At 61.0% G+C, this 22,557-nt stretch carries 23 protein-coding genes; 17 read left to right on the forward strand and 6 right to left on the reverse strand.

Annotation, left to right across the window (positions count from 1 at the left end; all coding sequences use genetic code 11):
• Window positions 1-299: 299 nt before the first annotated feature.
• Window positions 300-1,241 carry a GGDEF domain-containing protein gene (locus CLV89_RS09860; RefSeq protein WP_106163502.1) on the forward strand — a complete coding sequence of 314 codons (942 nt, stop codon included), beginning with the start codon at window positions 300-302 and terminating at the stop codon, window positions 1,239-1,241.
• Between the two features lie 58 nt (window positions 1,242-1,299).
• Here CLV89_RS09860 and CLV89_RS09865 read toward each other — a convergent pair whose 3' ends face one another.
• Window positions 1,300-3,258, reverse strand: a complete 1,959-nt coding sequence (locus tag CLV89_RS09865; protein WP_106163503.1) for a bifunctional 2',3'-cyclic-nucleotide 2'-phosphodiesterase/3'-nucleotidase — start codon at window positions 3,256-3,258, stop codon at window positions 1,300-1,302.
• A gap of 148 nt (window positions 3,259-3,406) precedes the next feature.
• Window positions 3,407-3,874 (reverse strand): lytic transglycosylase domain-containing protein, encoded by a 468-nt coding sequence (locus tag CLV89_RS09870; RefSeq protein WP_106163504.1) that lies wholly within the window; start codon window positions 3,872-3,874, stop codon window positions 3,407-3,409.
• 450 nt (window positions 3,875-4,324) lie between these two features.
• On the opposite strand from CLV89_RS09870, the gene CLV89_RS09875 reads away from it, so the two are divergent.
• Window positions 4,325-5,170: a flagellin N-terminal helical domain-containing protein gene (locus tag CLV89_RS09875; protein WP_106163505.1), complete on the forward strand. Its 846-nt coding sequence runs from the start codon at window positions 4,325-4,327 to the stop codon at window positions 5,168-5,170.
• A gap of 304 nt (window positions 5,171-5,474) precedes the next feature.
• Window positions 5,475-6,326 (forward strand): flagellin N-terminal helical domain-containing protein, encoded by an 852-nt coding sequence (locus CLV89_RS09880; protein WP_106163506.1) that lies wholly within the window; start codon window positions 5,475-5,477, stop codon window positions 6,324-6,326.
• 104 nt (window positions 6,327-6,430) lie between these two features.
• Here CLV89_RS09880 and rplI read toward each other — a convergent pair whose 3' ends face one another.
• Genes rplI through rpsF form a run of 3 tightly spaced genes read right to left on the reverse strand, consistent with a single transcriptional unit; the run spans window position 6,431 to window position 7,677 of the window.
• Window positions 6,431-7,054, reverse strand: a complete 624-nt coding sequence (rplI, locus tag CLV89_RS09885) for a 50S ribosomal protein L9 (RefSeq protein WP_106163507.1) — start codon at window positions 7,052-7,054, stop codon at window positions 6,431-6,433.
• A 13-nt stretch (window positions 7,055-7,067) separates the two neighbouring features.
• On the reverse strand, window positions 7,068-7,295 hold the full coding sequence (rpsR, locus tag CLV89_RS09890) for a 30S ribosomal protein S18 (protein WP_005982441.1): 228 nt from the start codon (window positions 7,293-7,295) through the stop codon (window positions 7,068-7,070).
• Between the two features lie 28 nt (window positions 7,296-7,323).
• Window positions 7,324-7,677, reverse strand: coding sequence for a 30S ribosomal protein S6 (gene rpsF / locus CLV89_RS09895; RefSeq protein ID WP_106163508.1), 354 nt, complete (start codon window positions 7,675-7,677; stop codon window positions 7,324-7,326).
• Between the two features lie 318 nt (window positions 7,678-7,995).
• On the opposite strand from rpsF, the gene CLV89_RS09900 reads away from it, so the two are divergent.
• From CLV89_RS09900 to CLV89_RS09915, 4 genes are all read left to right on the forward strand, one after another.
• Window positions 7,996-8,529, forward strand: coding sequence for a hypothetical protein (locus CLV89_RS09900; RefSeq protein WP_106163509.1), 534 nt, complete (start codon window positions 7,996-7,998; stop codon window positions 8,527-8,529).
• 255 nt (window positions 8,530-8,784) lie between these two features.
• Entirely contained in the window at window positions 8,785-9,360 is a 576-nt protein-coding gene (locus CLV89_RS09905) for a YceI family protein (protein WP_106163725.1), read from the forward strand.
• 159 nt (window positions 9,361-9,519) lie between these two features.
• Entirely contained in the window at window positions 9,520-10,305 is a 786-nt protein-coding gene (locus CLV89_RS09910; RefSeq protein WP_106163510.1) for a carbohydrate ABC transporter permease, read from the forward strand.
• 168 nt (window positions 10,306-10,473) lie between these two features.
• Entirely contained in the window at window positions 10,474-11,259 is a 786-nt protein-coding gene (locus CLV89_RS09915; RefSeq protein WP_106163511.1) for a type 2 periplasmic-binding domain-containing protein, read from the forward strand.
• Between the two features lie 91 nt (window positions 11,260-11,350).
• Here CLV89_RS09915 and CLV89_RS09920 read toward each other — a convergent pair whose 3' ends face one another.
• Window positions 11,351-12,583 carry a cytochrome b/b6 domain-containing protein gene (locus tag CLV89_RS09920; RefSeq protein WP_106163512.1) on the reverse strand — a complete coding sequence of 411 codons (1,233 nt, stop codon included), beginning with the start codon at window positions 12,581-12,583 and terminating at the stop codon, window positions 11,351-11,353.
• Window positions 12,584-12,831: 248 nt separating this feature from the next.
• Here CLV89_RS09920 and fabD point away from each other — a divergent pair, with 248 nt between their 5' ends.
• From fabD to CLV89_RS09975, 10 genes are all read left to right on the forward strand, one after another.
• Window positions 12,832-13,767, forward strand: a complete 936-nt coding sequence (fabD, locus tag CLV89_RS09925; protein WP_106163513.1) for an ACP S-malonyltransferase — start codon at window positions 12,832-12,834, stop codon at window positions 13,765-13,767.
• A 20-nt stretch (window positions 13,768-13,787) separates the two neighbouring features.
• Entirely contained in the window at window positions 13,788-14,525 is a 738-nt protein-coding gene (fabG, locus tag CLV89_RS09930; RefSeq protein ID WP_106163514.1) for a 3-oxoacyl-[acyl-carrier-protein] reductase, read from the forward strand.
• Window positions 14,526-14,907: 382 nt separating this feature from the next.
• On the forward strand, window positions 14,908-15,141 hold the full coding sequence (locus CLV89_RS09935) for an acyl carrier protein (RefSeq protein ID WP_005645147.1): 234 nt from the start codon (window positions 14,908-14,910) through the stop codon (window positions 15,139-15,141).
• Between the two features lie 183 nt (window positions 15,142-15,324).
• A complete protein-coding gene (locus tag CLV89_RS09940) occupies window positions 15,325-16,068 on the forward strand; it encodes a 1-(5-phosphoribosyl)-5-[(5-phosphoribosylamino)methylideneamino]imidazole-4-carboxamide isomerase (protein WP_106163515.1) in 744 nt (247 codons plus the stop codon).
• Between the two features lie 480 nt (window positions 16,069-16,548).
• Window positions 16,549-17,817, forward strand: a complete 1,269-nt coding sequence (gene fabF / locus CLV89_RS09945; RefSeq protein ID WP_106163516.1) for a beta-ketoacyl-ACP synthase II — start codon at window positions 16,549-16,551, stop codon at window positions 17,815-17,817.
• A gap of 1 nt (window position 17,818) precedes the next feature.
• The gene (gene mltG / locus CLV89_RS09950; RefSeq protein ID WP_106163517.1) at window positions 17,819-18,973 is read left to right on the forward strand and encodes an endolytic transglycosylase MltG; all 1,155 of its coding nucleotides are present in this window, start codon (window positions 17,819-17,821) and stop codon (window positions 18,971-18,973) included.
• 317 nt (window positions 18,974-19,290) lie between these two features.
• A complete protein-coding gene (locus CLV89_RS09960; protein ID WP_106163519.1) occupies window positions 19,291-19,644 on the forward strand; it encodes a ubiquitin family protein in 354 nt (117 codons plus the stop codon).
• On the forward strand, window positions 19,571-20,914 hold the full coding sequence (locus CLV89_RS09965; protein WP_423837297.1) for a DNA-packaging protein: 1,344 nt from the start codon (window positions 19,571-19,573) through the stop codon (window positions 20,912-20,914). Before CLV89_RS09960 ends, CLV89_RS09965 begins: the two co-directional genes overlap by 74 nt.
• Before the next feature lie 199 nt (window positions 20,915-21,113).
• The gene (locus CLV89_RS09970) at window positions 21,114-22,319 is read left to right on the forward strand and encodes a phage portal protein (protein ID WP_106163520.1); all 1,206 of its coding nucleotides are present in this window, start codon (window positions 21,114-21,116) and stop codon (window positions 22,317-22,319) included.
• Entirely contained in the window at window positions 22,312-22,536 is a 225-nt protein-coding gene (locus CLV89_RS09975; protein WP_106163521.1) for a GTA head formation protein, RCAP_rcc01685 family, read from the forward strand. The genes CLV89_RS09970 and CLV89_RS09975 overlap by 8 nt, the downstream gene beginning before the upstream one ends.
• The last annotated feature ends 21 nt before the right edge of the window (window positions 22,537-22,557 follow it).

Below are 22,557 nucleotides of genomic sequence, written 5' to 3' on the forward strand. Positions count from 1 at the left end.
GGTGCTTGCTGCAGTCGACGTCAGAGCGGGGGCGGCGATAAATACGCGCGCCAGACAGCTGGAAACGCACGAGTTTCTGTAGGTGAGTTTGGCTTTGTCAAATCTACCTGCAGGTGTTCTGTCGCGCCGAAAGCCGATAAAACACTCCGCCCGCGCCAGTTTGCGGGGAACGGAGTGGCTATTTTCCCTCGATTCCGGTGATTTATGGGCTTTTCTTTACACGCGAAAAGTCCATTAACTTTGAAATCTTGAATATACGCGGGCAATCCGGCACACTATCGGAGTATTGGGACAAGTTCATGTCGGTCAGAAAGGTCCACTCACCGGTAAACCTATATCTCGGCGTCATAGTGGCACTGATATGCGCCGTCATGGTGGCGCTGAATGTAAGTGTTGGGGCCTATGCTTTGGCCGCGATCCTGATGGTGGTTTTGCTGACCCTGCTTGCCGATCTCTACGCTTTGATGCGCGCGCGACGTTTGCCGGTGCGGGTTGAAATGGTTCTGGTCCTTGTCGCGATTGCGATTCTCGTCGCGATTTGCCAGTTCGGCGCCGAGGCGGCGTTCTATGCCTTTCCTGTCGTAGTCGGGGCATTTCTTGTGCGGCAGGGGTGCTTCCCGCTGTTGTTTTCCAGTGCGTTCTTGGTGGCGGTTGTGCCGGTGATTGGCCTGTGTGCTGCCGACTGGCAGATCGCGATCCGGCTGGGACTGGCCTTGCTGCTTTGTCTGGGGTTCTTGTGGTTTGCCGCGCAACGCATTGCCGAAGCGCAGAGCCGTCTCGAAACCAGCGTCATCCAGGATCCGTTGACCGGATGCTTCAATCGCCGTCATCTGGCCCGGCTGTCGGAGGCGGAAGATCTGTCCGCGGCTTCGCTGATCCTCTTCGATCTCGATTACTTCAAGAGTGTGAATGACACTTTTGGCCATCCCACTGGGGATTTTGTACTCCGGGCCGTGACAACCCTGGTGCGTCAACAGCTGGACAAGGGTGACTTGTTGTTTCGCATCGGCGGTGAGGAGTTCCTGGTGCTGCGGCTCAAGCCCGAGGAAGGCACCACCCGTGCCCTTGCAGAGCAGTGCCGGCAGCGGCTTGAAGCCTCGCGCATATTGGCGACCCGTCGGATCACCGCGACGTTCAGCTGTGCGGATTTCGCGGGCCGTTCTCAGATTGAACCGGTTCTAGGCCAGGCGGACGCCGGGTTGCTGCAAGCCAAGCGGGCAGGGCGCAATCGCGTCGTCTGATGCGTCGGGCCGCCCCTGCGTCAACAGGAACGGCCGGTTTCGTGTGCAAAGGCTTCGGTCAGAGCGCGATCTTGAACCGGGCAAACCCGTCCGGACCATCCCCGGCCGGAGTGATTGTCACGCCCGGCACGTTGGCGGCATAGTCAGCGGCTTTGGGGCCGGTATCAAACAGAACCGTGGTGTCGGGCAGGGGCGCAAAGCTCCAGTTGCCGTCTGCCTTGGGGCTGATGGTGCCCTGTTCCACGATGTAGCGCACGATCACGTCACGGTTGGTGTCCGGCCCCTCGAATATGATTGTATCGCCCATGGCGCCGGGGAAGCTGCCCCCACCGCTGGCGCGGTAGTTGTTGGTGGCGATGATGAAGGTCTCTGCGGGATCAATCGGCGCGCCATTGAACTGCAGGTTCACGATGCGGTTGGTGTCAGGATTGATCACGTCGCCCTTGGCGGAGAACATCGGCGGCTGGCTCAGGTCGATCTGATAGGTCACCCCATCGATCACATCAAAGTTGTAGCTCGGGAATTCCGGGTTCAGCAGCAGCTGATCCGCCGTGCCGGGCTCAACCTGGTTGAACATGCCCGCCGAGCGCTCCAGCCAGTCCTTGACCTGCTGGCCGGTCACTTTCACCGCGCGCACGGTGTTGGGATAAAGGTAGAGATCGGCGACATTCTTGATCGCCACATCACCAACAGGGACATCGGTGTAATACTCCGGCCCGCCACGTCCGCCAGCCTTGAAGGGCGCCGCTGCGGAGAGGAGCGGCAGGCCTTCATGTTCGGTGCCCTTGAGCATCTGTTCGATGTACCAGGTCTGCGCGATGGACACGATCTGCACCGACGGATCATCCGCCACCAGCGCAAAATAGCTGTGCAGTGGTGCATCGGTTTTCCCCACCGCGCGGCGCACATAGGCCAGCGTCGCGTCGTGATCCGCCTGCACCGCGTCAAGCACGCTCTGGTCGCTTTCCACAAGCGCGGTGACGCTGCGGTCCTCGTTGCGCTTTGAAATCGGCCGCGCTTCGGAGGCATGCCCCACCACGCGCCAGCCCTTGCCGTCGCGTTCCAGCATCAGGTCGATCAGCCCCATGTGGCTGCCCCAATAGCCGCCCATGACGGCGGGTGTGCCGTGGATGGTGCCCTTGTCGGCATCAACGCCTGCAAAATCCGCATAGGTGGAGGAGGGGAACACTAGGTGGCTGTGTCCGGTCATGATCGCGTCAATGCCCTCGACTGCCGCCAGCGGAACGGAGGCGTTCTCCATCCCCTCGCTCAGATCAGCAGAGCCGATGCCGGAATGTGACAGCGCAATAATGATGTCTGCGCCTTTCTCCTTCATCTCTGGCACATAGGCGCGGGCGCAGTCGACGATGTCGCGCGCCTGCACGTTGCCCTCGAGATGCTTGCGGTCCCAGTTCATCACCTGCGGCGGCACAAATCCGATGATGCCGATCTTGATCGGATGGGTGTTGCCCGCACCATCCGTCAACTCGCGATCAAGCAGCACATAGGGCGGCAGCAAGGTTTCGTCCTCGCGCGGGGAGGCGCCGGTCTTTTTGGCGATATTGGCGCAGACCACCGGGAACCCGGCGCCAGCCAGCGATTTCATCAGAAAGGAGATGCCGTAGTTGAATTCATGATTGCCCAGCGTTGAGGCATCGAAGCCTACGGTGTTCATCGCGGTGATGACCGGATGCTGGTCGCCCTCCTTCATACCCCGTTCATAGGCAATGTAGTCGCCCATCGGGTTGCCCTGCAGGAAGTCGCCGTTGTCCACAAGCAGCGAATTGGTGGCTTCGGCGCGGATGTCACCGATCAGCGACGCGGTTCGGGCAAGGCCCACGGTGTCCACCGGCTTGTCGCCGTAATAATCATAAGGAAACACATGCACATGCAGGTCGGTTGTCTCCATCAATCGCAAATGGACCTGGCCAGCGGCGGCCAGGGCGGAAAACGGATGCAATGCGATTAGGCCGGCACTGCCAGCAAGAAAGGACCGACGATCAAGGTGAAGCGGCATGGTCTACTCCTTCAAATGAAATTGGCCCCGAGATCGGGGCGTCAGGCAATGACGTAGCCAAAGCATGTGACACTTGTATTTCAACAGGCCAGAATTTGACTATCCGGTCAAATGATTTGGACGCATCCCGCAGAGCGTGCCGCAAGTCTCAGCGCAGCCCGGTTTCCTCCAGCATGCCGCGCCGCTTGGCTTCGTAATAGTACCCGCGGGAGTAATGCTTTACCGCATTGTCGTGGCTGCCATCCGAAATCATCCACGCCCCGCGCAGGTAGCGCACGGCGAATTTCAGATTGGTGTCTGCATCCAGAAGATCCTTGGGCTTGCCCTTGAATCCCATTGATCGTGCCGTCGCGGGCAGGATTTGCAGCAGGCCGTAGTAGGGGGAGTTTGTTGCCCAGGGGCGATGGGTGCTCTCACGCACGGCCAGTCTGTGAACGAGGCTGCGGGGCACCTCATAGTGATCTGCCCAATAGTTGATCTTTTTACGCAGCTCCGGTGTCTCATTCGGGTAAAGTGGGGGATTATAAGCGCGCGTGACCGGTTCGGTCTTGGCGCATCCAGCCACGGAGCTGAGGGAAAAGGCCGCCAAAGTCCAAAGCAGATGTCGACGGTGCATGGGGCTGTCTCGCAATAATTTCTCTGGCGGTAGATTACCGGTCTCGTCCATGGTCGCAATCCCCGAGTTTCCTGCGAGGCGAAGCCTTGCCGATCATGTCGGAGGACACCGGCTGACTGACCTTTCCTGCCGAGGTGATTACAGGTCGGCTATATGCATAGCCTGTGGCAAGCAGTTGAGTTTTAAGAAAATATCGGCAGAAATTATGGTTGTTTATTGGGGCTTAGGACCTCGTTCAACTATCTTAAATTTTAGGATTGAAATCCTGCGCCGTTAAGGTGTCGGTAAGGTGTTTAATGGCAATGTTACGGTGCATCTGGAGACAGGTGGCGCTGGCGCCGCAAGGCTTAAAGCAGGTTTAGGACGGGACCACTCGCCCCCGTGTAACGGGATAACCTGAATAAGGGACAGATATAAAAATCACTGTCCTGCCATATTACAAGGTGCTCTATGTCCAGCATTCTGACCAACAACGGCGCAATGGTTGCGCTGCAGACTCTCAAATCCGTCAACGACGACCTCGGCAAAACCCAGACCAGCATCTCCACTGGTAAAGAGGTGGGCACAGCCAAAGACAACTCCGCTGTGTGGGCAATCTCCAAAACCATGGATTCCGACATTGCAGGTTTTGAAGCGATCGAGGAAGGTCTCGCTGTCGGCGAAGCCACCGTTGCCGTCGCCTCCGCTGGTGCCGAGCAGATCGTGGAAAAACTGACCGAGATGAAAGAGCTGATCGTCTCCGCCCAGTCTGAAAACGTTGACCACGGCAAGATTCAGACCGATATCGACTCCAAGGTTGAGCAGGTCGAAGCCATCATCTCCGCAGCACAGTTCAACGGTGCAAACCTGTTGAAAGATACCGTTGACGGCACGGAGTCTTCGCTGGGTGTTCTGGCCTCCCTCGACCGTGTTGGCGCTGGTGGTACAGTGACTGCTGTCGAGATTGAAATTGACGCTGTAGGCTTTGAATCCAGCCTGGATCTGGCAAGTGACCTGACGACGATCACCGACACGGCCACTGCTGCAAGCGCATTGGGTGAGATCGAAACCTTCCTGCAGACCGCCATCACCGGCGCTGCGGCTCTGGGTGCGGATGCGGCTCGCATCGAAGATCAGTCCGAGTTTGTGGGCAATCTGGTGGACTCCATGACGATGGGTGTCTCCACCATGACGGACACCAACATGGAAGAAGCCTCTGCGCGCCTGTCCGCGTTGCAGACCCAGCAGGATCTGGCCACTCAGTCGCTGACCATCGCGAACGAAGCACCAAGCTCGCTGCTGCAGCTCTTCCGCTAAGGCGCTGAGCTTTCCGGCTAAAATAGACCGCCGGCCCTTTAGCGGGGCCGGCGGCTTTGCTGTGTGATGTGCGAGGCGCATGACAGATTGGTGCAGGCAAATCGTAAAGATCAGGCAAACACGGGCAGGCTGCGTTAATCCATTGGTAAGCAATTGTGGATAAAATAGTGTCGCATCTTGCAAATATTGCAGGGCGGCGCCGAACTCCCTTTGGAGCGGCAGTGTCCAAACGGACGCGTGGCGATCTTTGAAACGAGGTCTGCACCTGCGGGACGAAAGTTGTCCCACAAGATGGAACCCAGTTATGTCCAGCATTTTGACGAATTTCGGGGCTATGACAGCCCTGCGCACTTTGAAGGCCATCAATGGTAATCTGATGGATGTTCAAACCTCCATTTCCACCGGAAAACGGATTGGCGAGGCGAAGGACAATTCCGCTGTCTGGGCCATCGCCAAAACAATGGAATCCGATATTTCGGGGTTCCGCTCCATCGAAGACGGGCTTGCACTTGGCGAAGCAACGGTCGCCGTCGCCTCTGCCGGGGCGGAGCAGATCGTCGATAAACTGACCGAAATCAAAGAGCTGATCGTCTCCGGTCAATCCGAGAACGTGGATCACGATACGATCCAGCAGGATATCGCCTCCAAGGTCGAGCAGGTCCAGGCGATCATTTCCGCTGCGCAATTCAATGGTGCCAACCTGCTGGCGAGTGATGTCGACGGGTCCGGTGCGACGTCGGTCGGCGTTCTGGCCTCGTTGAACCGGGTGGGCGCGGGCGGAGCGGTGACGACCCAGGAAATCGTTGTCAATTCGGTGAATTTTGAATCCAACCTCGATCTGGCATCGAACCTCACCAGTATCACTGACACCACCTCTGCGGCCACCGCCCTGTCTGAAATCGAGGGGTTCTTGCAGACCGCAATCACCGGCGCCGCTGCGCTTGGCTCTTCGTCGGCACGGCTTGAGGATCAGGCTGATTTTGTGGGACGACTGGCAGACTCGATGCAGCAGGGCGTTTCGGTGATGACCGATACCAACATGGAAGAGGCCTCGGCACGGCTCGCGGCCCTGAAAACTCAGCAAGAGCTGGCCATTCAGTCGCTCACCATCGCCAATCAGGCGCCGCGCCTGTTGCTGCAGTTGTTCCAGCGATAACAGACTGGGGCATCCCGCGACTGCTGGGATGCGTCATCAACATGAAAAAGGGCCGCCCTATCTGGGCGGCCCTTCTGTGTCTTTTCACTGTCCGATCTCGTGGATCAGGCGTTGGTGTCGTCTTCTTCGGAAGCTGCTGCTGCCGGTGCGTCGCCTTCGTCGTCTTCGGAAGCTGCGCCACCGATGTCGTCGAACAGTTCAGAGATTTCATACTCTGCTGCGGCTTCTTCTTCAGCGGCCAGTTCCTGGATGGACTTGCCGGAGGCTTGCAGTTCCGCTTCCTCGGGGGAGCGCGCAACGTTCAGCTCGACGGTCACCATGACCTCGGGGTGCAGGTGCACTTCTGCAATGTGCAGGCCCAGGGTCTTGATCGGCTCACGGATGATGACCTGCTTGCGGTCGACCGAGAAGCCTTCTTCGGTTGCAACGTCAGACGCGTCACGGGTGGTGACGGAGCCGTAGAGGTTGCCGCCATCGGAAGCGGAGCGAATCACGACGAACTGCTGACCGGCCAGCTTTTCACCCAGAGCTTCTGCTTCTTTCTTGGTCTCCAGGTTGCGCGCTTCAAGCTGCGCTTTCCGGGCTTCGAAAGAGGCGATGTTGCTCTCGGATGCGGTCTGAGCCTTGCCTTGCGGCAGCAGGTAGTTGCGCGCGAAGCCGGGTTTGACGTCGACGACGTCGCCCATCTGGCCAAGCTTTGCAACGCGTTCAAGAAGGATAACTTGCATGGATCAGGTCTCCTTACTTCACAGCGTAGGGCAGAAGGGCGAGGAAGCGGGCGCGCTTGATAGCACGGGCCAGCTCACGCTGCTTCTTTGCCGAAACGGCGGTGATACGGCTGGGAACGATCTTGCCGCGCTCAGAGATGTAGCGCTGCAGAAGACGGGTGTCTTTGTAATCGATCTTCGGCGCATTGTCGCCCGAGAAGGGGCAGACTTTGCGGCGGCGGAAAAACGGTTTGGCTGCCATGGTTTAGCGTCCTTTTCTCAAGCTAAGATCAGCGGCGCTCGCGACGGTTGTCGCGTTCGTCACGTTTCTGCATCTGGACCGAAGGTCCTTCGGCGTGCTCGTCGACCTTGATGGTCAGGACGCGCATCACGTCGTCATGCAGGCGCATCAGGCGTTCCATTTCCTGAACTGCAGATGCCGGAGCATCGGAGCGCAGGAAGGCATAGTGGCCCTTGCGGTTTTTGTTGATCTTGTAGGCCATCGTCTTGACGCCCCAGTACTCGTTGTCGACCAGCTTACCGCCATTGTCGGACAGCACAGCACCGAAGTGTTCGATGAGGCCTTCAGCTTGCGAGTTGGACAGGTCCTGACGCGCAATCATGACATGCTCATAGAGTGGCATGCGAACTCCTGTTTGTGTCTGGGCGCATTTCATAGGCAGGGCATAATCGCCTTCCGTTGCCCCACCACGAGAGTCTGCGCGGATCAAAGTGATACGGAAGGAGGCCTCGCTTTAGACGGCTTTCCTCAAAAGCGCAACCCACCGCAGCGCGTCTATGAGGGATGGGCGCAGGATGAGGTAAACAGCCCGGGCCAAGTGTTTCCCAATGCGTGCCACACTCCAGCCCCATTCCCGCAAGAATAACGTGGTTAACAAAACGTTAACAATGCCTGGAGGGCCTGACCGAAGGCGCCTGGACCAACTGAGGATGTGACTGACATGACCGCGATCAATCAGAACTTTGCCGATTTCTCCCATGGCGCGCGTCCAGTGCAACCCTCGCTGGGGCGGGGTGCGGCGCAATCCCAGGTCAACATTCGTCCCGGCGGGTCGGTGTCCGCCATGCTGTTGCGTCTGCTCGGCGGTTGCATGGTTTTGGCTTCCATCGGTATCTGGCTCGCGCCAGAGGCCGGTGCCGACCCGCAGCTGGCGTTGGTGCGCATGGGCATTACGGTCTTCTTGATGTTCCTTGGTCTGTGCCTGCTGCTGCAGCGTGAGACCGCCGATCAGCCGGAATTTCAGTTCGATGCGCAGCGCGGCGAAATGCGGATCGAAGAGATCCGCGCCGACGGTCGGCCCGTTGTCGTGATGCGCCGCAGCTATCGCTCTTTGGGGGCTGCGCGTTTCAGCGACAAAACTCTGCAAATCATCGAGACCAATGGCACTATTTTGCTCGAATTGCCGCTGGAAGGACGCGCGACCCGCAGGTTGTTGATGTCGCAGATCCGCCCGCATCTGCCTATTCTCGATTGATCAACAGCATCTGGGGGCGACAGAGGCAGGCAACCTCCTGAACTCTGACCCACGGCGCCTGACATTCACGTGAACAGCGGCCAATCCGGGGGGATTTGTCGCGTTCGCGTGTGTAGGTGTGCAAGCACTGTGAAAAGAACCGCAGGGTCGGGTGTTCATATACCAACACCCGATGTTGGGTTTTGCGGACTAGCTGACGCCAACCGCATGGCCGACATTATGACCATGAAAACCACGACTTTGGAGTCCAAGCCCATGAAAAAGATCCTTCTTGCTGCTGCGCTGATCGGTACTGCCGCGACCTCTGCTTTCGCCGCACCAGAGAAATACACTCTGGACTCGAGCCATAGCCAGATCCTGTTCAACTACAACCACCTCGGCTTTTCGACCACCTACGGCATGTTCTCCGGCTTTGAGGGCGAGATCATGTTCGACCAGGAAGACCCGGCGAACTCCTCCGTCACCGTATCCATGCCGGCAAACTCCATGCTGACCGGGTGGGAAGCACGCTTCAACCACTTCATGTCCGATGATTTCTTTGGTGCCACCGATGAAGAGATGGTCACCTTCACCTCCACCGGCATCGAAGTGACCGGCGACGACACCGCCCTGATCACCGGCGATCTGACCCTGAATGGCGTGACCAAGTCGGTCGTTCTCGACGCCAAGCTGAACCAGACGGGTGAGCACCCGATGGCGAAGAAACCATGGGCAGGCTTTGACGCAACCACCACATTGGTGCGGTCCGAGTATGAGCTGGGCCAGTTTGCCCCCTACGTCAGCGACGAGGTCGAAGTACATATCTCCGTCGAGGCGATGAAGGCCGAATAAGCCGCGCCTGCGCCTTCAAGACGATTGAGAGTGCCACCGGTGCCAGCGCGCGCCGGTGGCATTTTTGTATGCCGCGCAATCCTTTGATTGACATCAACGAGCGCTGCAGAGCATCTGGCCCGCAGGACTTCCCCTTGGAAATATCTGTCAGGTCTGCCCATGCCGCGTTCTCTTGCCAAGGTCACTGACCACCTGATCCTGATCCTCGGCTGCGTCGTGATGGTCGGGCCGGTTGCGCTGCTGGTGGTGGATCTTCTGTCTGCTCCGAACCTCTGGCCGCAGTTCCAGACCCTGTTTGGAGCCGATGGGGTGCTTGGATATGATGTCAGCCTCTGGCGCATGCTGGGCAATTCTGTGCTGCTTGCGCTTGGGGTGGCGACATTGGCCTGCACCCTGTCCCTGCTGGCGGGGTTTGCGCTGGTGTTCTTCCCGCTGCCGGGGCGGGACTGGATCTTTGGCCTGATGTTGCTGGCAATGTTCTTTCCCATTGAGACACGCATCCTGCCGAGCTTTGCGGTGGTGCATCAGCTGGGGCTGCTGAACAGTCATGCCGGGATGGTGCTGCCCATCGTTGCCAGTGGCTTTGGCGTGCTGGTGTTCCGCCAGTTTCTGCGACAGGTGCCCAAGGAGTTGATCGAGGCCGCACGTCTGGACGGAGCCCACCCGATACGCTGTCTGCGGGATATTATTCTGCCGATCTCTGCGCCGATGATTGCGGCGCTGTTTGCGATCTTCTTTGTGCTGGGCTGGAACCAATATGTCTGGCCGTTGATGCTGTCGACCACCCGGCAGGACATGGTGACGGTAGTCAGCGGCGTTGTGCGCGCCGGGCCAGATGCGGTGCAGGGGCAGGCGCTGGCGCTTCTGGCGATGCTGCCGCCGGGGCTGGTGATCCTGCTGTCCCAACGCTGGCTGATGCGCGGATTGACCAGCGGCATCCACTGATCGCGCCCCGGCGACAGGTCGCGGTCGGATCCTGCGGATGCTTGGCATTTTGCGAAAAACTAACTCTTTTCATGCGCATTTTGCCGAGGCGCCATTAAACCATCGTTAGCCCATGTCGTGAAACGTGAACGCGCATCCCTTCCGTGCCAGCCGTTCAGGAGCCAGCCCATGTCTAACCCCTCTCGTGTCGTCGCCGCCCTTGCCTTTGTCCTCACTACCCAGCTGCCCGCCATGGCCAGCGCCGAGGATCTGACCATCCTTGCCGGGGACCTGCCACCGATGTTCAACGCCGATGGCACCGGACGCGAAGCAGAGGTCATCACAACCGTGATGGAACGTTGCGGGCATAGCGTGACCTTTGAGATCCAGCCGTTCACCCGCCATTGGAAGACCTATGCAAATGGCAAGGGCGACGGAGTTGCCACTGTTCCGCTCGGCATGCCGCTGGACGGTCACCAGAGCGAGGTCTACATCCAGTATCAGAACGGCGTGTCATCCCTGACCGAGGCCAGCGCCTCCTATGCGGATCTCGGCGCGCTTTCGGGACAGTCGGTCATCGCTTTCATGGGCGCGTCTGAGATTCTGCCGGGGCTGAAGGACGCGGTGCCCAGCTTCAAGAGCTACAAGGAAGTCGCGGATCAGATCGGCCAGAGCCGGATGATCTTTGGCAAGCGCGTGAACGCGGTGATCGGTGACGGCATGATCTTTGCCGAATACAATCGCCAGCTGCGCGACCAGGCCGACGACCTGATGTTCGATCCCAATCAGGGCGTGACATTTCAGGCGATCTTTGCGCCCTCCGATTATGGCATGAATTTCCGCTCCGAGGCGCTGACGGCGGATTTCAACCGCTGCTACAGCGAGGCCAGCGCCGATGGCACCATTGATGCGATCAACAAGAAATGGGCGGATCAGTATCGCGATACGCTGGGGACACAGTACCTCGGTCACTAATCTCGCAGCGCGGACGTGAACCTGCAGACATGAGAAAAGCCGCCGCGCCTGCTCCCGGGCGCGGCGGCTTTGTTGTATCCCAGCAGGACGGTCACTCGACGCGGGTTGCGGTCAGCTCCACCGTGATATCAACGCCAAAGCCCAGCGTGCCTTCGTCCTGCGTGCCGGTGCCGACGTTGAAGTCCAGCCGGTTGACTTCGGTGCGACCGCTCATGGTGGCCGTGCCGCCTTCGATCTCCAGCGTGAAGGGCAGGGTGGTGGGCACTGATTGGTCGCGGATGGTGAGCGTGCCTTGCGCCTCGTAGCTTGTGCCCTCGATCTGCACGATGTCGGCCGCAAACACCGCGGATGGGTAGGCTTCCGCATCGAAGTAGTCAGCCCCCATGGCCTGATCCGTGACAGATCCCAGCGTCAGCGACGGAATGGCGATCGTCACCTCCACATCACCGGCAGGGCCGGGCGCGTCGGGCTCGGCGAAGGTAATATTGGCGCTCCAGTCTGCAAAGCTGCCGCTCACGGCGCTGCCCATCTGCACGACCTCGATGCCGAGGGTGCCGTTTTGGACCGCCCAGCCAGAGCCGTCGGCGGTCTGACTTGCAACTGGCGCGGCAGGTTCCGCGGCGCTGTGTGAGCGTACAAACAGCACCGTGCTGCCGCCAATCACCATGGTCCACACCAGCACAGCGGTGACAAACGGGAGAACCGAGTGCGTCTGCGCCGGGGGCTCCGGCATGGCGCGCTCACCGGGCAGCATCCGCAGAAGGGTGCTGTCCTTGTCGATCACATGGTGTTTCAGCGCGCCAGCCACATGGGCGAGGATCGACGCCCCCAGCAGCAGCATGGCATAATAATGTATGCTGGCGAACATCTCCGACAGCAGCTCGGATTTCGGTACCATCGGCAGGTTCTGCCCGAACGGCCACCAGATCGGGGCAAACCCGTCCGTCGCGGCGTGGTGGATCCAGCCTGACAGCGGCACGATCACCATCGCACAATAGAGCACCCAATGCGCGGTTTCTGCCGCCCAGGCCTCCAGCTTGCGATCCGGGTGCAGCAGGCGCGGTTTCTCCTGGGTGATCGCCCATAGAATGCGCAGCAGCGCCGTGAAGAACACCGTGACGCCAATGGTCTTGTGCAGGGAAAACAGCAGTTTGGCGCGATCTATCGTGGCTTGGGAGCCGTCGAACTCCGGGCCCTGAATCGTATGGGCGAGAGAGTTGGCGAAATACCCAAGGGGAAAGGCGGTGAGGATCAGCAAGGCAGTCAGCCAGTGAAAGCTCTTGCTGACAGAGCCATAACTCTGGTGGGTGTTGAGACGGGACATGGGACATCGGTCCTTACTGGGGCTAGCGTTGGTTCCAACCTAGCAACACACGGGGCGGGCGCAATCATCAGTAGTATTCGCTCATGCACAGGTGATCTGCGCCCTTGAGTCCACGAGTGCGTCCACGCGTGCGGCGGGCGCTGTTGAATTGTCCACAGCCGCGTGGATTTCACCGAACCCAATGCTTGTGTGCCCGTTCCGCCCCGTTTAAACCAACGCAGAAGACAGTTTTTTGAATGAGGACAGCCATGTCGATCGCTTTCGTATTCCCCGGACAGGGCGCACAGACCATCGGAATGGGACAGGCGCTGGCCGAGGCCTATCCGGCTGCCAAAGCCGTTTTTGACGAGGTGGACGACGCCCTGGGCGAACGTCTGAGCACGCTGATCTGGGAGGGTGAAATCGAAGCCCTGACCCTGACTCAGAACGCGCAGCCCGCACTGATGGCCACCTCCATGGCCGCGATGCGCGCGCTGGAGGCTGAGGGTGTTTCCATCGACAAGGCGAGTTTTGTGGCCGGTCACAGCTTGGGCGAATATTCCGCCCTGGCGGCCGCCGGTTCGCTGAGCATTGCCGACACGGCCCGTCTGCTGCGCACCCGTGGCCAGGCCATGCAAAGCGCCGTTCCCGTCGGCGTTGGCGCTATGGCGGCGCTCTTGGGGTTGGATTTTGAGACGGTGAAAGCCGTCGCCGCCGAGGCCGCCGCCGAGGGCGAGGTGGTGCAGGCCGCCAACGACAATGATCCCACGCAGGTGGTGGTCTCCGGTCACAAGGCCGCTGTGGAGCGCGCCGCCGAGATCGCCAAGGAGAAAGGCGCCAAACGCGCAGTGATGCTGCCGGTCTCAGCGCCGTTCCACTGCGCCCTGATGCAGCCCGCCGCCGATGTGATGGCCGAAGCGCTTGCGGGCGTTGAAATCAAGGCGCCTGCGGTGCCGCTCATCGCCAATGTGCGCGCCGATGCGGTCACTGATCCCGACACCATCCGCCAGTTGCTGGTGGAGCAGGTCACTGGGTCCGTGCGCTGGCGCGAGAGCGTGCAGGCGATGGCCGCCAATGGCGTCACAGAGTTCTGGGAGATCGGCGCGGGCAAGGCGCTGTCTGGCATGATCCGCAAGATCGACCGCGCCCTCGTATCAAACCAGGTTGGCACCGACGCCGACGTCAAAGCCGTGACCGGCGCATAATCCATAAGGAAGAGACAGATATGTTTGATCTGACAGGTAAGAACGCGCTGATCACAGGCGCATCGGGTGGCATCGGTGGCGACATTGCGCGCGCTCTCCACGCAGCGGGTGCGACTGTTGCGCTGTCCGGCACCCGGCCCGACCCGCTGCACGCGCTGGCCGAGGAGCTTGGCGAACGGGCGCATGTGGTGACCTGCAACCTCTCCGATGCCGAGGCGGTTGAGGCATTGCCGAAACAGGCCGCCGAGGTGATGGGCTCTGTTGATATTCTGGTGAACAATGCCGGTATCACCAAGGACAACCTATTCATGCGGATGAAAGACGAGGAATGGCAGAGCGTGCTGGACGTGAACCTGACCGCCACCATGCGTCTGTGCCGCGGCGTGTTGCGCGGCATGATGAAGGCGCGCTGGGGCCGCATCGTCAACATCTCTTCCATCGTCGGCGCCACCGGTAATCCGGGGCAGGGCAACTATGCCGCCGCAAAGGCGGGCATGGTCGGCATGTCGAAATCGTTGGCCTATGAGGTCGCCAACCGCGGCATCACCGTGAACGCCGTGGCGCCGGGCTTTATCGCGACCGCGATGACTGACAAGTTGAATGACACGCAGAAGGACGCGATCCTGACGCAAATCCCCGCCGGCCGGATGGGAGATTCGAAAGAAATCGCCGCCGCCGTGCTGTATCTGGCTTCTGCAGAGGCCGCCTATGTGACCGGCACAACGCTGCATGTGAACGGTGGCATGGCGATGATCTGATCCGATCCGCGTTGCCCTTTGGGAAAGCCGTGTGGGGAACCGCGCGGCTTTCTTCATTATTTCAGGGGCTTGAGTGATCAAACTCCGCGAACCCAGACCACGCGCCCGCTTATGCTGCGGCGCGGAATTCGAGGTCGTCCGCGCGGCCATTTCCAGGGCGAAATGCTGCGCCTGCAACGGCGCTTTACGGGTTGGAAATGATTTGCGTTGGCTTGCGTCTGTGCTATAGGCCCCCCATCTTCGTGTTGGCTGGCACCTTGCTTAGCCATCACGCCCCCGTTTCCGGATGGGGACCCCACCGCCCGCTTGGGCAAAACCAACCCTCCCGAGTGGGTAAGGGCAGAACCGGGCATCATGCCCTGATAAAAAACGAGGAATAGACATGAGCGACGTCGCAGATCGCGTGAAAAAGATCGTTGTAGAGCACCTGGGTGTTGAAGAAGACAAGGTGACCGAGAGCGCCTCCTTCATCGACGACCTGGGCGCAGACAGCCTCGACACCGTTGAGCTGGTCATGGCGTTCGAAGAAGAGTTCGGCATCGAGATTCCGGACGACGCGGCCGAGACCATCCAGACCTTCGGCGACGCAGTGAAGTTCATCTCCGAAGCGTCCTGATCGGACCCTTCCGCGAGACCTCACGAATTCGTGATTGAAAGGGCGGCGCTTTCCTGCGGGGAAGCGCCGCTTTTTGTTTGCTGAGCCTTTGCCTCGCGGTTGAGCGCGCGCGTTCCGCATCGAAAATCAGCCATCTTGTGCTATACTCATGATCATTATGAAAATGATCGGAGATGACATCACATGATGATTTACCCCACAATGGAGTTGCTGGACGGTCGCTGCGTGACCCTCGACAAGGGGAACCTGGATGCGCCGATGGTCTGGCATGTCGATCCCGTGGAGACGGCGAAGGGATTTGCCGAAGCCGGGGCGCAGTGGATGCATCTGACCGACTTCAACGCCTTGCAGGGCGACGACAGCAATGCGGCGCTGGTGGAGGAGATCATCCGAACCGCTGGGATCCCGGTGCAACTGGGCGGCGGCATCCGCTCGCGAGAGTGTGCCGAATACTGGATCGACAAGGGGGCAGGCCGTGTGGTGATCGGGACCATGGCCGCCTATGACCCTGCCGCCGCGTCCGAACTGGCCAAATACCATCCGGATCAGATCGTGCTGGCCGTGGATATCTGGCAGGGGCAGGTGATGACCGAAGGCTGGCGCAAGTCCGGCGCATGGACGCCGGAGGCCTTTATTGCCGCCTTCGAGAATACGCCTTTCGCGGGCATCGTGGTCACCGATATCGACAGCGACATGAGCGATCTGGAAGGTCAGCTTGGTCAGGTCTCCGCCCTTGCGGGCCTGGCAAAATCGCCGGTGATCGCCAGTGGCGTGGTGCGCAGCGTCGATGATATTTCGCGGCTCAAGTATCTGCAGACCATCTCTGGCGCACTAGTGGGGCGGGCCTTGTTCAACAAGACCATCACCGTCGCCGAGGCTCTGGCCGCCGCACAGCCGACTGCGGAGCCGGTGGCAGAGTTCCTCTGACCGCACTGTGCCGATCTGGCGGTGACGCGGGACCGTAGAGCTCTGGGCCATGCGGTCTTGTGGCGGCTTCAGGCCGTCAATGATGCTGATCTTGTGACGTTCATGACGGCAAGATCCTGCCACGTCACCCCAGACATGCGCCTGTGCGAGCCCGGGCGAGGACTGATGGGATGGTTTCGTCAAAACGACGGCATTTCTGGGTGAGTGGCTGTTTGTGAACGAACACAGGCCGTAGGGAATTTCTGTTCCTACGGCCTGCTTTGCTTAAAGAGCCTCATATGGGGGATCCCCGGTTCTTTGCTGCGTCCAAGCTCCAGTATTGCGCATCAGCGTTACCAAAGCCTTACAGGCGGTCGAACGCTCACGGTGAATTAACATAAAACTGATCGAACCGCCCCGGCGTCTTCCCGCTCTTGCACCTTTTGGCCATTCCAAGGTAATTGGATGGACGAATTGCTGAAGTGCTAAGGAGAGCAAGGAATGCGTCGAGTTGTTGTTACCGGACTGGGCCTGGTGACCCCCCTGGCATCCGGGGTCGAGGAAACCTGGGCGCGGCTTCTGGACGGGCAGTCCGGCGCCGGTCCGATCACCCTGTTTGATGCGCAGGAAAGCGGTGTTGCCACGACCTACGCTTGCGAAGTTCCGCGCGGCGATGGCACCGACGGCAGCTTTAATCCTGACGACTGGGTGGTGAAGAAAGATCAGAAAAAGATCGATGACTTCATCCTCTACGGCATTGCGGCGGCTGAGATGGCCGTGAAAGATGCGGACTGGACACCCGAGGACGAGGAAAGCCTCCTGCGCACCGGCGTGATGATTGGCTCCGGCATCGGTGGCCTGTCGTCGATCGCCGACACCGCCGTGATGATCAAGGAAAAGGGTCCGCGCCGCGTGTCGCCGTTCTTCATTCCCGGCGCACTGATCAACCTGATCTCCGGCCAGGTCTCCATCCGTCACGGCTTCAAGGGTCCGAACCATTCGGTGGTGACTGCATGCTCCACCGGCGCCCATGCCATTGGTGACGCGTCCCGCCTGATCAAATCCGGCGATGCGGACGTGATGATCGCAGGCGGCGCCGAGGCGGCGATCTGCGAGATCGGCATCGCGGGATTCAACGCCTGCAAGGCGCTGTCGACAAAGTATGCCGATGACCCGACCAAGGCCTCGCGCCCTTATGATGCGGACCGCGACGGGTTCGTGATGGGCGAGGGCGCCGGCATCGTGGTGCTGGAAGAATACGAACACGCCAAGGCACGCGGGGCCAAGATCTATGGCGAGGTTCTGGGCTATGGTCTGTCCGGCGATGCCTATCACATCACCGCGCCGTCCGAGAACGGCGAAGGCGGTGAACGCTCCATGCGGGCGGCCCTTGCCAATGCCGGTCTGACGGCTGCGGACATCGACTATATCAACGCCCATGGCACCTCCACCATGGCGGACACGATCGAGCTGGGCGCGGTTGAGCGCCTGCTGGGCGATCACGCGGGCAAGGCGACCATGTCCTCGACCAAATCCGCCACCGGCCACCTCTTGGGTGCTGCGGGCGCGATCGAGGCGATCTTCTCCATCCTCGCAATCCGCGATCAGGTGGCACCGCCGACCATCAACCTGGATACGCCTGCGGTGGAAACTCCGGTGGATCTGGCCCCGAATGCAAAACGCGAACGCGAGATCAACGTGGCGCTGTCGAACTCCTTCGGCTTTGGCGGCACCAATGCTTCGGTGATCTTCGGGAAAGTGAGCGACTGATATGTGGCGCAGCCTGGCCTCGAATATGCTGACGATCCTGATCGTCGGCCTGTTCCTCTTCGCGGGCGTGATCCTGTGGGGTAAGAATGAATACTCCTCCGAGGGTCCGCTGTCGGAGGCAATCTGCTTTCAGGTGCCGAGCGGGACCAATATGTCCCGTGTCAGCCGAAAGCTGGAAGAAGACGGCGCCGTCAGCAGCAGCTCGATCTTCCGTATTGGTGTGAAATACTCCGACAAGGCGCAGGATCTGAAGGCTGGTAGCTATCTGGTCGAACCCGGCGCGTCGATGGAGAGCATCATTGACACCATCACGCGCGGCGGTGCTTCCACCTGCGGCACAGAGATCGTTTACCGCGTCGGTGTCACCCGCGTGCTGGCCGAAGTGCGCGAGCTGGATCCGGCGACGAATTCATTCGTTGAACGTGCGGAGTTCGTGCCCGGCGTTGATGAAACCCCTGCGGTTTACACCGAGAAAAAAGCCGAGGCCGACACCCGTTATCGGATCGCGCTGGCCGAAGGTGTGACCAGCTGGCAGGTGGTTGAATCGCTCAAAGCCATGGATGTCCTGGAAGGCGACCCCGGCCGTCGTCCCGCCGAGGGCAGCCTGGCGCCGGACAGCTACGAGGTCCGTCCCGGAACCTCGCGCGAGGCTGTTCTGACCGAGATGAAGGACCGCCAGGACAAGCGCATCGCCGATGCCTGGGAGGCGCGCAGCTCTGATGCCGCGGTGGAAAGCCCCGAGGAAATGCTGATCCTTGCCTCGATCATCGAAAAGGAAACCGCGGTGGCGGACGAACGTGGCGTGGTGGCATCTGTCTTCACAAACCGTCTCAATCGCGGCATGCGCCTGCAGACCGACCCGACGGTGATCTATGGTGTCACCAAGGGCGAAGGCGTGCTGGGCCGGGGCCTGCGCCAGAGCGAGCTGCGCGGTGTCACCCCCTGGAACACCTATGTGATCGAAGGGCTGCCGCCGACACCGATCGCCAATCCGGGCCTGGAGAGCCTGGTGGCTGCGGTGAACCCGGAGCAGACCGATTATGTGTTCTTTGTCGCCGATGGTACCGGTGGACACGCCTTTGCGGAGACGCTGGAAGAGCACAATCGCAACGTGGCCAAGTGGCGCCAGATCGAAGCTGAGCGCAACAACAACTGATACGACATGAGGGGGGCGCGGCCCCCCTCTTGCTGTCTGCGGCACATCTCTCAGCCCCGCCGAGCCCCCCTGTCGAACGACCGGGACGGGCTGCGGCCTTTTTCCTCTCCTTCCAGTTTTCTGAGACGCGAGGCTTCGCGGTGCAGGACCGCCGTTGCCTCTGCGAACGGTTCGGTCAACGCATGTTCATCTGCGGCCTGTAAAACTATGTCAGGCAGCTGGAAAATGTGACGACGCGGACCGGGCCCCTCGATGGGGCCGTACTCCGCGCCTCCCGTTTCTCCCATCGGTTTGTTTCGACACGAGGCAGCCCCCTCATGACACCACAAACCCCAGAAGAGCTGGTCGAGATCAGCTCTGACCTTCTGCGCTCTCTCCACGACAGTCTCCGGCGTGCGCGTCGGATCAGCGAGGATTATCTCGCCCAGTTCGAGGCCGAACAGGACATCAACCCCGACACCGCGCAGTTGAAACCACAGATTGCCAAACTTGATGGCCTGATCCGTGACATCCAGAAAGTGGAGAAAACCCTTGTCGATCGCAAAGATGCCCCTGGTGCCGCCCGCATGGTGGCGTTCGACCTCTGTGCCGCCCGCGATGAGATCGAGCGCCGCCTGGCTGGCCTCCGTGCCGCACTTCATGACGCAGATGTGGCTGGAGGAGATGGATGAGCACACCTTGGCGGCGATGCCTTATGTGTTTGATCTCTGGGCGCTGCCGCATCAATGCGCGCCTGTGGGCGAGTGGCGCGCCTGGGTGATCCTCGGCGGACGCGGTGCGGGCAAGACCCGCGCCGGTGCGGAATGGGTGCGGTCCGAGGTTGAGGGGGCAGAGCCCTTTGGCATCGGTCGTGCGCGCCGGGTGGCGCTGGTGGGCGAGACCTACGATCAGGTGCGCGACGTGATGATCCATGGCGACAGTGGCATCCTGGCCTGCTCGCCGCCGGACCGCTGTCCGGAGTGGCGCGCAGGCGAACGCAAGCTGGTCTGGCCCAATGGGGCCACCGCGCAGGCGTTTTCTGCTTCCGACCCCGAGGCGTTGCGCGGGCCGCAGTTTGATGCCGCATGGGTGGACGAGTTGGCGAAATGGCGCCGCGCTCAGGACGCATGGGATATGCTGCAGTTCGCTCTGCGTTTGGGCACGGCCCCGCGCGCCTGTGTGACCACCACACCGCGCAATGTGCCGCTGCTGAAACAGCTGCTTCAGAGCCCCTCGACCGTCACCACCCATGCACCGACCGAGGCGAACCGCGCCAATCTCGCGTCGAGCTTCCTTGCGGAGGTGCGGGCGCGTTATGCGGGTTCGCGTCTGGTGCGGCAGGAACTGGACGGCGTGATGTTGGCGGATGTGGATGGCGCACTCTGGACTTCCGCGATGCTGGAGCAGCTCCAACGCCGTGACAGGCCTCCGCTCGACCGGATCGTGGTGGCCGTTGATCCTTCGGTGAGTGCGCACAAAGGCTCGGATGCCTGTGGCATCATCGTCGCCGGGGCGCAGACGCAGGGGCCGATCTCCGAGTGGCGCGCCTATGTGCTGGCCGATCACACGGTCCAGGGGCAGGGACCGGCCGGCTGGGCGCGCGCCGCCATTGCCGCGCGGGATAGCTACCGGGCCGACCGGCTGGTGGCGGAGGTCAATCAGGGCGGTGCGCTGGTGGGGTCTGTCTTGCGGCAGGTTGACCCTTTGGTGCCCTTCACCCCCGTTCACGCCAGCACAGGCAAGGCTGCGCGCGCAGAACCCGTGGCAGCGCTGTATGAGCAAGGTCGCGTGCATCATGCAGCGGGCCTGCAAGAGCTGGAGGAGCAGATGTGCCTGATGACAGCGCAGGGATATCGCGGCGATGGCTCTCCCGACCGGGTGGATGCGCTGGTCTGGGCGCTGCATGCGCTGATTGTCGGCCCGGCAGAGCAGCATCGCTGCCCCAAGATCCGCCGTCTCTAGGGCACGCGCCATCCCAAATCGAACCTGTGAAACGCCCGCCTCGCGCGGGCGTTTTGCTTTTCTATCAGTGGCTTGACGCAAGGTGTTGCGCCCCCGGCGCGCGCCCTGCTGGCGGGATGTTCAACCCTCTGTGGCAGATTGTTTTCCAACACGACGGGCATCGGCCCAAACGACAACCGGAACGGCAAAGGAGTGCACCATGGTCTTTGACCTGCTGCGACGCAAGACGGGGCGAGTGGATCAGACGGCGGCTGCGGCCCCGTCGCAAAAGGCCAGCGCTGCGGCGCGGGTGCTGCCCATGGGCAATGGCACGCAGGCCGCCTGGGGGCCGCGCGACACGGTCTCTCTGACCCGTGCAGGGTTTCTGGGCAACCCGGTTGGCCACCGCGCGGTGAAACTCATCGCCGAGGCCGCCGCCGCGCTGCCATTGGTGCTGCAAAGCGCGGATGCGCGTTATGACAGCCACCCGCTGCTCTCGCTGCTGTCGCGCCCCAATGCGGCGCAGGCGCGGGCAGAGATGCTGGAAGCGCTCTATGCCAATCTGCTCCTGTCGGGCAATGCCTATATCGAGGCGGTTGCCGCTGATGAGGGCTGGCCGGTGGAGCTGCACATCCTGCGCCCGGATCGCATGCGGGTGGTGCCGGGGGGTGATGGCTGGCCGATGGGCTATGACTATACTGTCGGCGGCAAGGCGCATCGCTTTGCGATCGACCCCGCGCGCCCCGCGATCTGCCACCTCAAGAGCTTTCATCCGCTGGACGATCACTACGGTCTGGCGCCGCTTCAGGCTGCGGCCACCGCGGTCGAGGTGCATGGCGCCGCCGCACGTTGGTCAAAATCGCTGCTGGACAATGCCGCGCAACCTTCCGGCGCGCTGGTCTGGACCGGATCGGACGGGCTTGGGCAGATGGGCGACGACCAGTTCCGCCGCCTCTCCGAGGAGATCGAGGCCAATTTCCAGGGAGCGCGCAATGCCGGACGGCCGATGGTGCTGGAGGGCGGTCTGGATTGGAAACAGATGGGTTTCAGCCCCTCCGATATGGAGTTCCACCGCACCAAGGACAGCGCCGCGCGCGAGATCGCGCAGGCCTTTGGTGTGCCGCCGATGCTCCTCGGCATTCCGGGCGATGCCACCTATGCCAACTATCAGGAGGCCAACCGGGCGTTCTATCGCCTGACGGTGTTGCCCTTGGCGATGCGGGTGGCGGCGAAACTCTCTGACTGGCTGATGCGCTTTGGCGGAGAAGTTCTGGAGCTGAAACCGGACCTCGATCAGGTACAGGCCCTCAGCACCGAACGCGAGGCGCAGTGGCGGCGCGTCACGCAGGCGGATTTCCTGACGGAGTCTGAGAAGCGCCAGATGCTGGGCCTGCCGCCGCGCAGCGTGGAGGGGCCGGATGACTGACTACCCGTTGCCGCCCTTTGACTGTGCCCCAAGCCAGCGACTGAATGCCCATGAACGCGTGAGCGAAATCCGTCAGGACGCATTGAACCGTCGTCTGGATCGGATGGAACGGATGATGGAACGACTGGAAAAACGGCTGTGGATCACCGTCTACGGCGTCGCTGCCGTGATCCTTGCGCAGGCCTTTCAGGGCTTTTTGTCGGTGCAGTTGCCCTGAGCGATAATCAAGATATTTCAG

The sequence above is a fragment of the Tritonibacter scottomollicae genome (assembly GCF_003003215.1).
Taxonomy (GTDB): Bacteria; Pseudomonadota; Alphaproteobacteria; order Rhodobacterales; family Rhodobacteraceae; genus Epibacterium; species Epibacterium scottomollicae.

Coding starts and splice junctions, on each gene's coding strand:
- CLV89_RS09860 (WP_106163502.1), top strand. CDS start 300: ATGTCGGTCAGAAAGGTCCACTCACCGGTAAACCTATATCTCGGCGTC.
- CLV89_RS09865 (WP_106163503.1), bottom strand. CDS start 3,258: ATGCCGCTTCACCTTGATCGTCGGTCCTTTCTTGCTGGCAGTGCCGGC.
- CLV89_RS09870 (WP_106163504.1), bottom strand. CDS start 3,874: ATGCACCGTCGACATCTGCTTTGGACTTTGGCGGCCTTTTCCCTCAGC.
- CLV89_RS09875 (WP_106163505.1), top strand. CDS start 4,325: ATGTCCAGCATTCTGACCAACAACGGCGCAATGGTTGCGCTGCAGACT.
- CLV89_RS09880 (WP_106163506.1), top strand. CDS start 5,475: ATGTCCAGCATTTTGACGAATTTCGGGGCTATGACAGCCCTGCGCACT.
- rplI (WP_106163507.1), bottom strand. CDS start 7,054: ATGCAAGTTATCCTTCTTGAACGCGTTGCAAAGCTTGGCCAGATGGGC.
- rpsR (WP_005982441.1), bottom strand. CDS start 7,295: ATGGCAGCCAAACCGTTTTTCCGCCGCCGCAAAGTCTGCCCCTTCTCG.
- rpsF (WP_106163508.1), bottom strand. CDS start 7,677: ATGCCACTCTATGAGCATGTCATGATTGCGCGTCAGGACCTGTCCAAC.
- CLV89_RS09900 (WP_106163509.1), top strand. CDS start 7,996: ATGACCGCGATCAATCAGAACTTTGCCGATTTCTCCCATGGCGCGCGT.
- CLV89_RS09905 (WP_106163725.1), top strand. CDS start 8,785: ATGAAAAAGATCCTTCTTGCTGCTGCGCTGATCGGTACTGCCGCGACC.
- CLV89_RS09910 (WP_106163510.1), top strand. CDS start 9,520: ATGCCGCGTTCTCTTGCCAAGGTCACTGACCACCTGATCCTGATCCTC.
- CLV89_RS09915 (WP_106163511.1), top strand. CDS start 10,474: ATGTCTAACCCCTCTCGTGTCGTCGCCGCCCTTGCCTTTGTCCTCACT.
- CLV89_RS09920 (WP_106163512.1), bottom strand. CDS start 12,583: ATGTCCCGTCTCAACACCCACCAGAGTTATGGCTCTGTCAGCAAGAGC.
- fabD (WP_106163513.1), top strand. CDS start 12,832: ATGTCGATCGCTTTCGTATTCCCCGGACAGGGCGCACAGACCATCGGA.
- fabG (WP_106163514.1), top strand. CDS start 13,788: ATGTTTGATCTGACAGGTAAGAACGCGCTGATCACAGGCGCATCGGGT.
- CLV89_RS09935 (WP_005645147.1), top strand. CDS start 14,908: ATGAGCGACGTCGCAGATCGCGTGAAAAAGATCGTTGTAGAGCACCTG.
- CLV89_RS09940 (WP_106163515.1), top strand. CDS start 15,325: ATGATGATTTACCCCACAATGGAGTTGCTGGACGGTCGCTGCGTGACC.
- fabF (WP_106163516.1), top strand. CDS start 16,549: ATGCGTCGAGTTGTTGTTACCGGACTGGGCCTGGTGACCCCCCTGGCA.
- mltG (WP_106163517.1), top strand. CDS start 17,819: ATGTGGCGCAGCCTGGCCTCGAATATGCTGACGATCCTGATCGTCGGC.
- CLV89_RS09960 (WP_106163519.1), top strand. CDS start 19,291: ATGACACCACAAACCCCAGAAGAGCTGGTCGAGATCAGCTCTGACCTT.
- CLV89_RS09965 (WP_423837297.1), top strand. CDS start 19,571: ATGAGATCGAGCGCCGCCTGGCTGGCCTCCGTGCCGCACTTCATGACG.
- CLV89_RS09970 (WP_106163520.1), top strand. CDS start 21,114: ATGGTCTTTGACCTGCTGCGACGCAAGACGGGGCGAGTGGATCAGACG.
- CLV89_RS09975 (WP_106163521.1), top strand. CDS start 22,312: ATGACTGACTACCCGTTGCCGCCCTTTGACTGTGCCCCAAGCCAGCGA.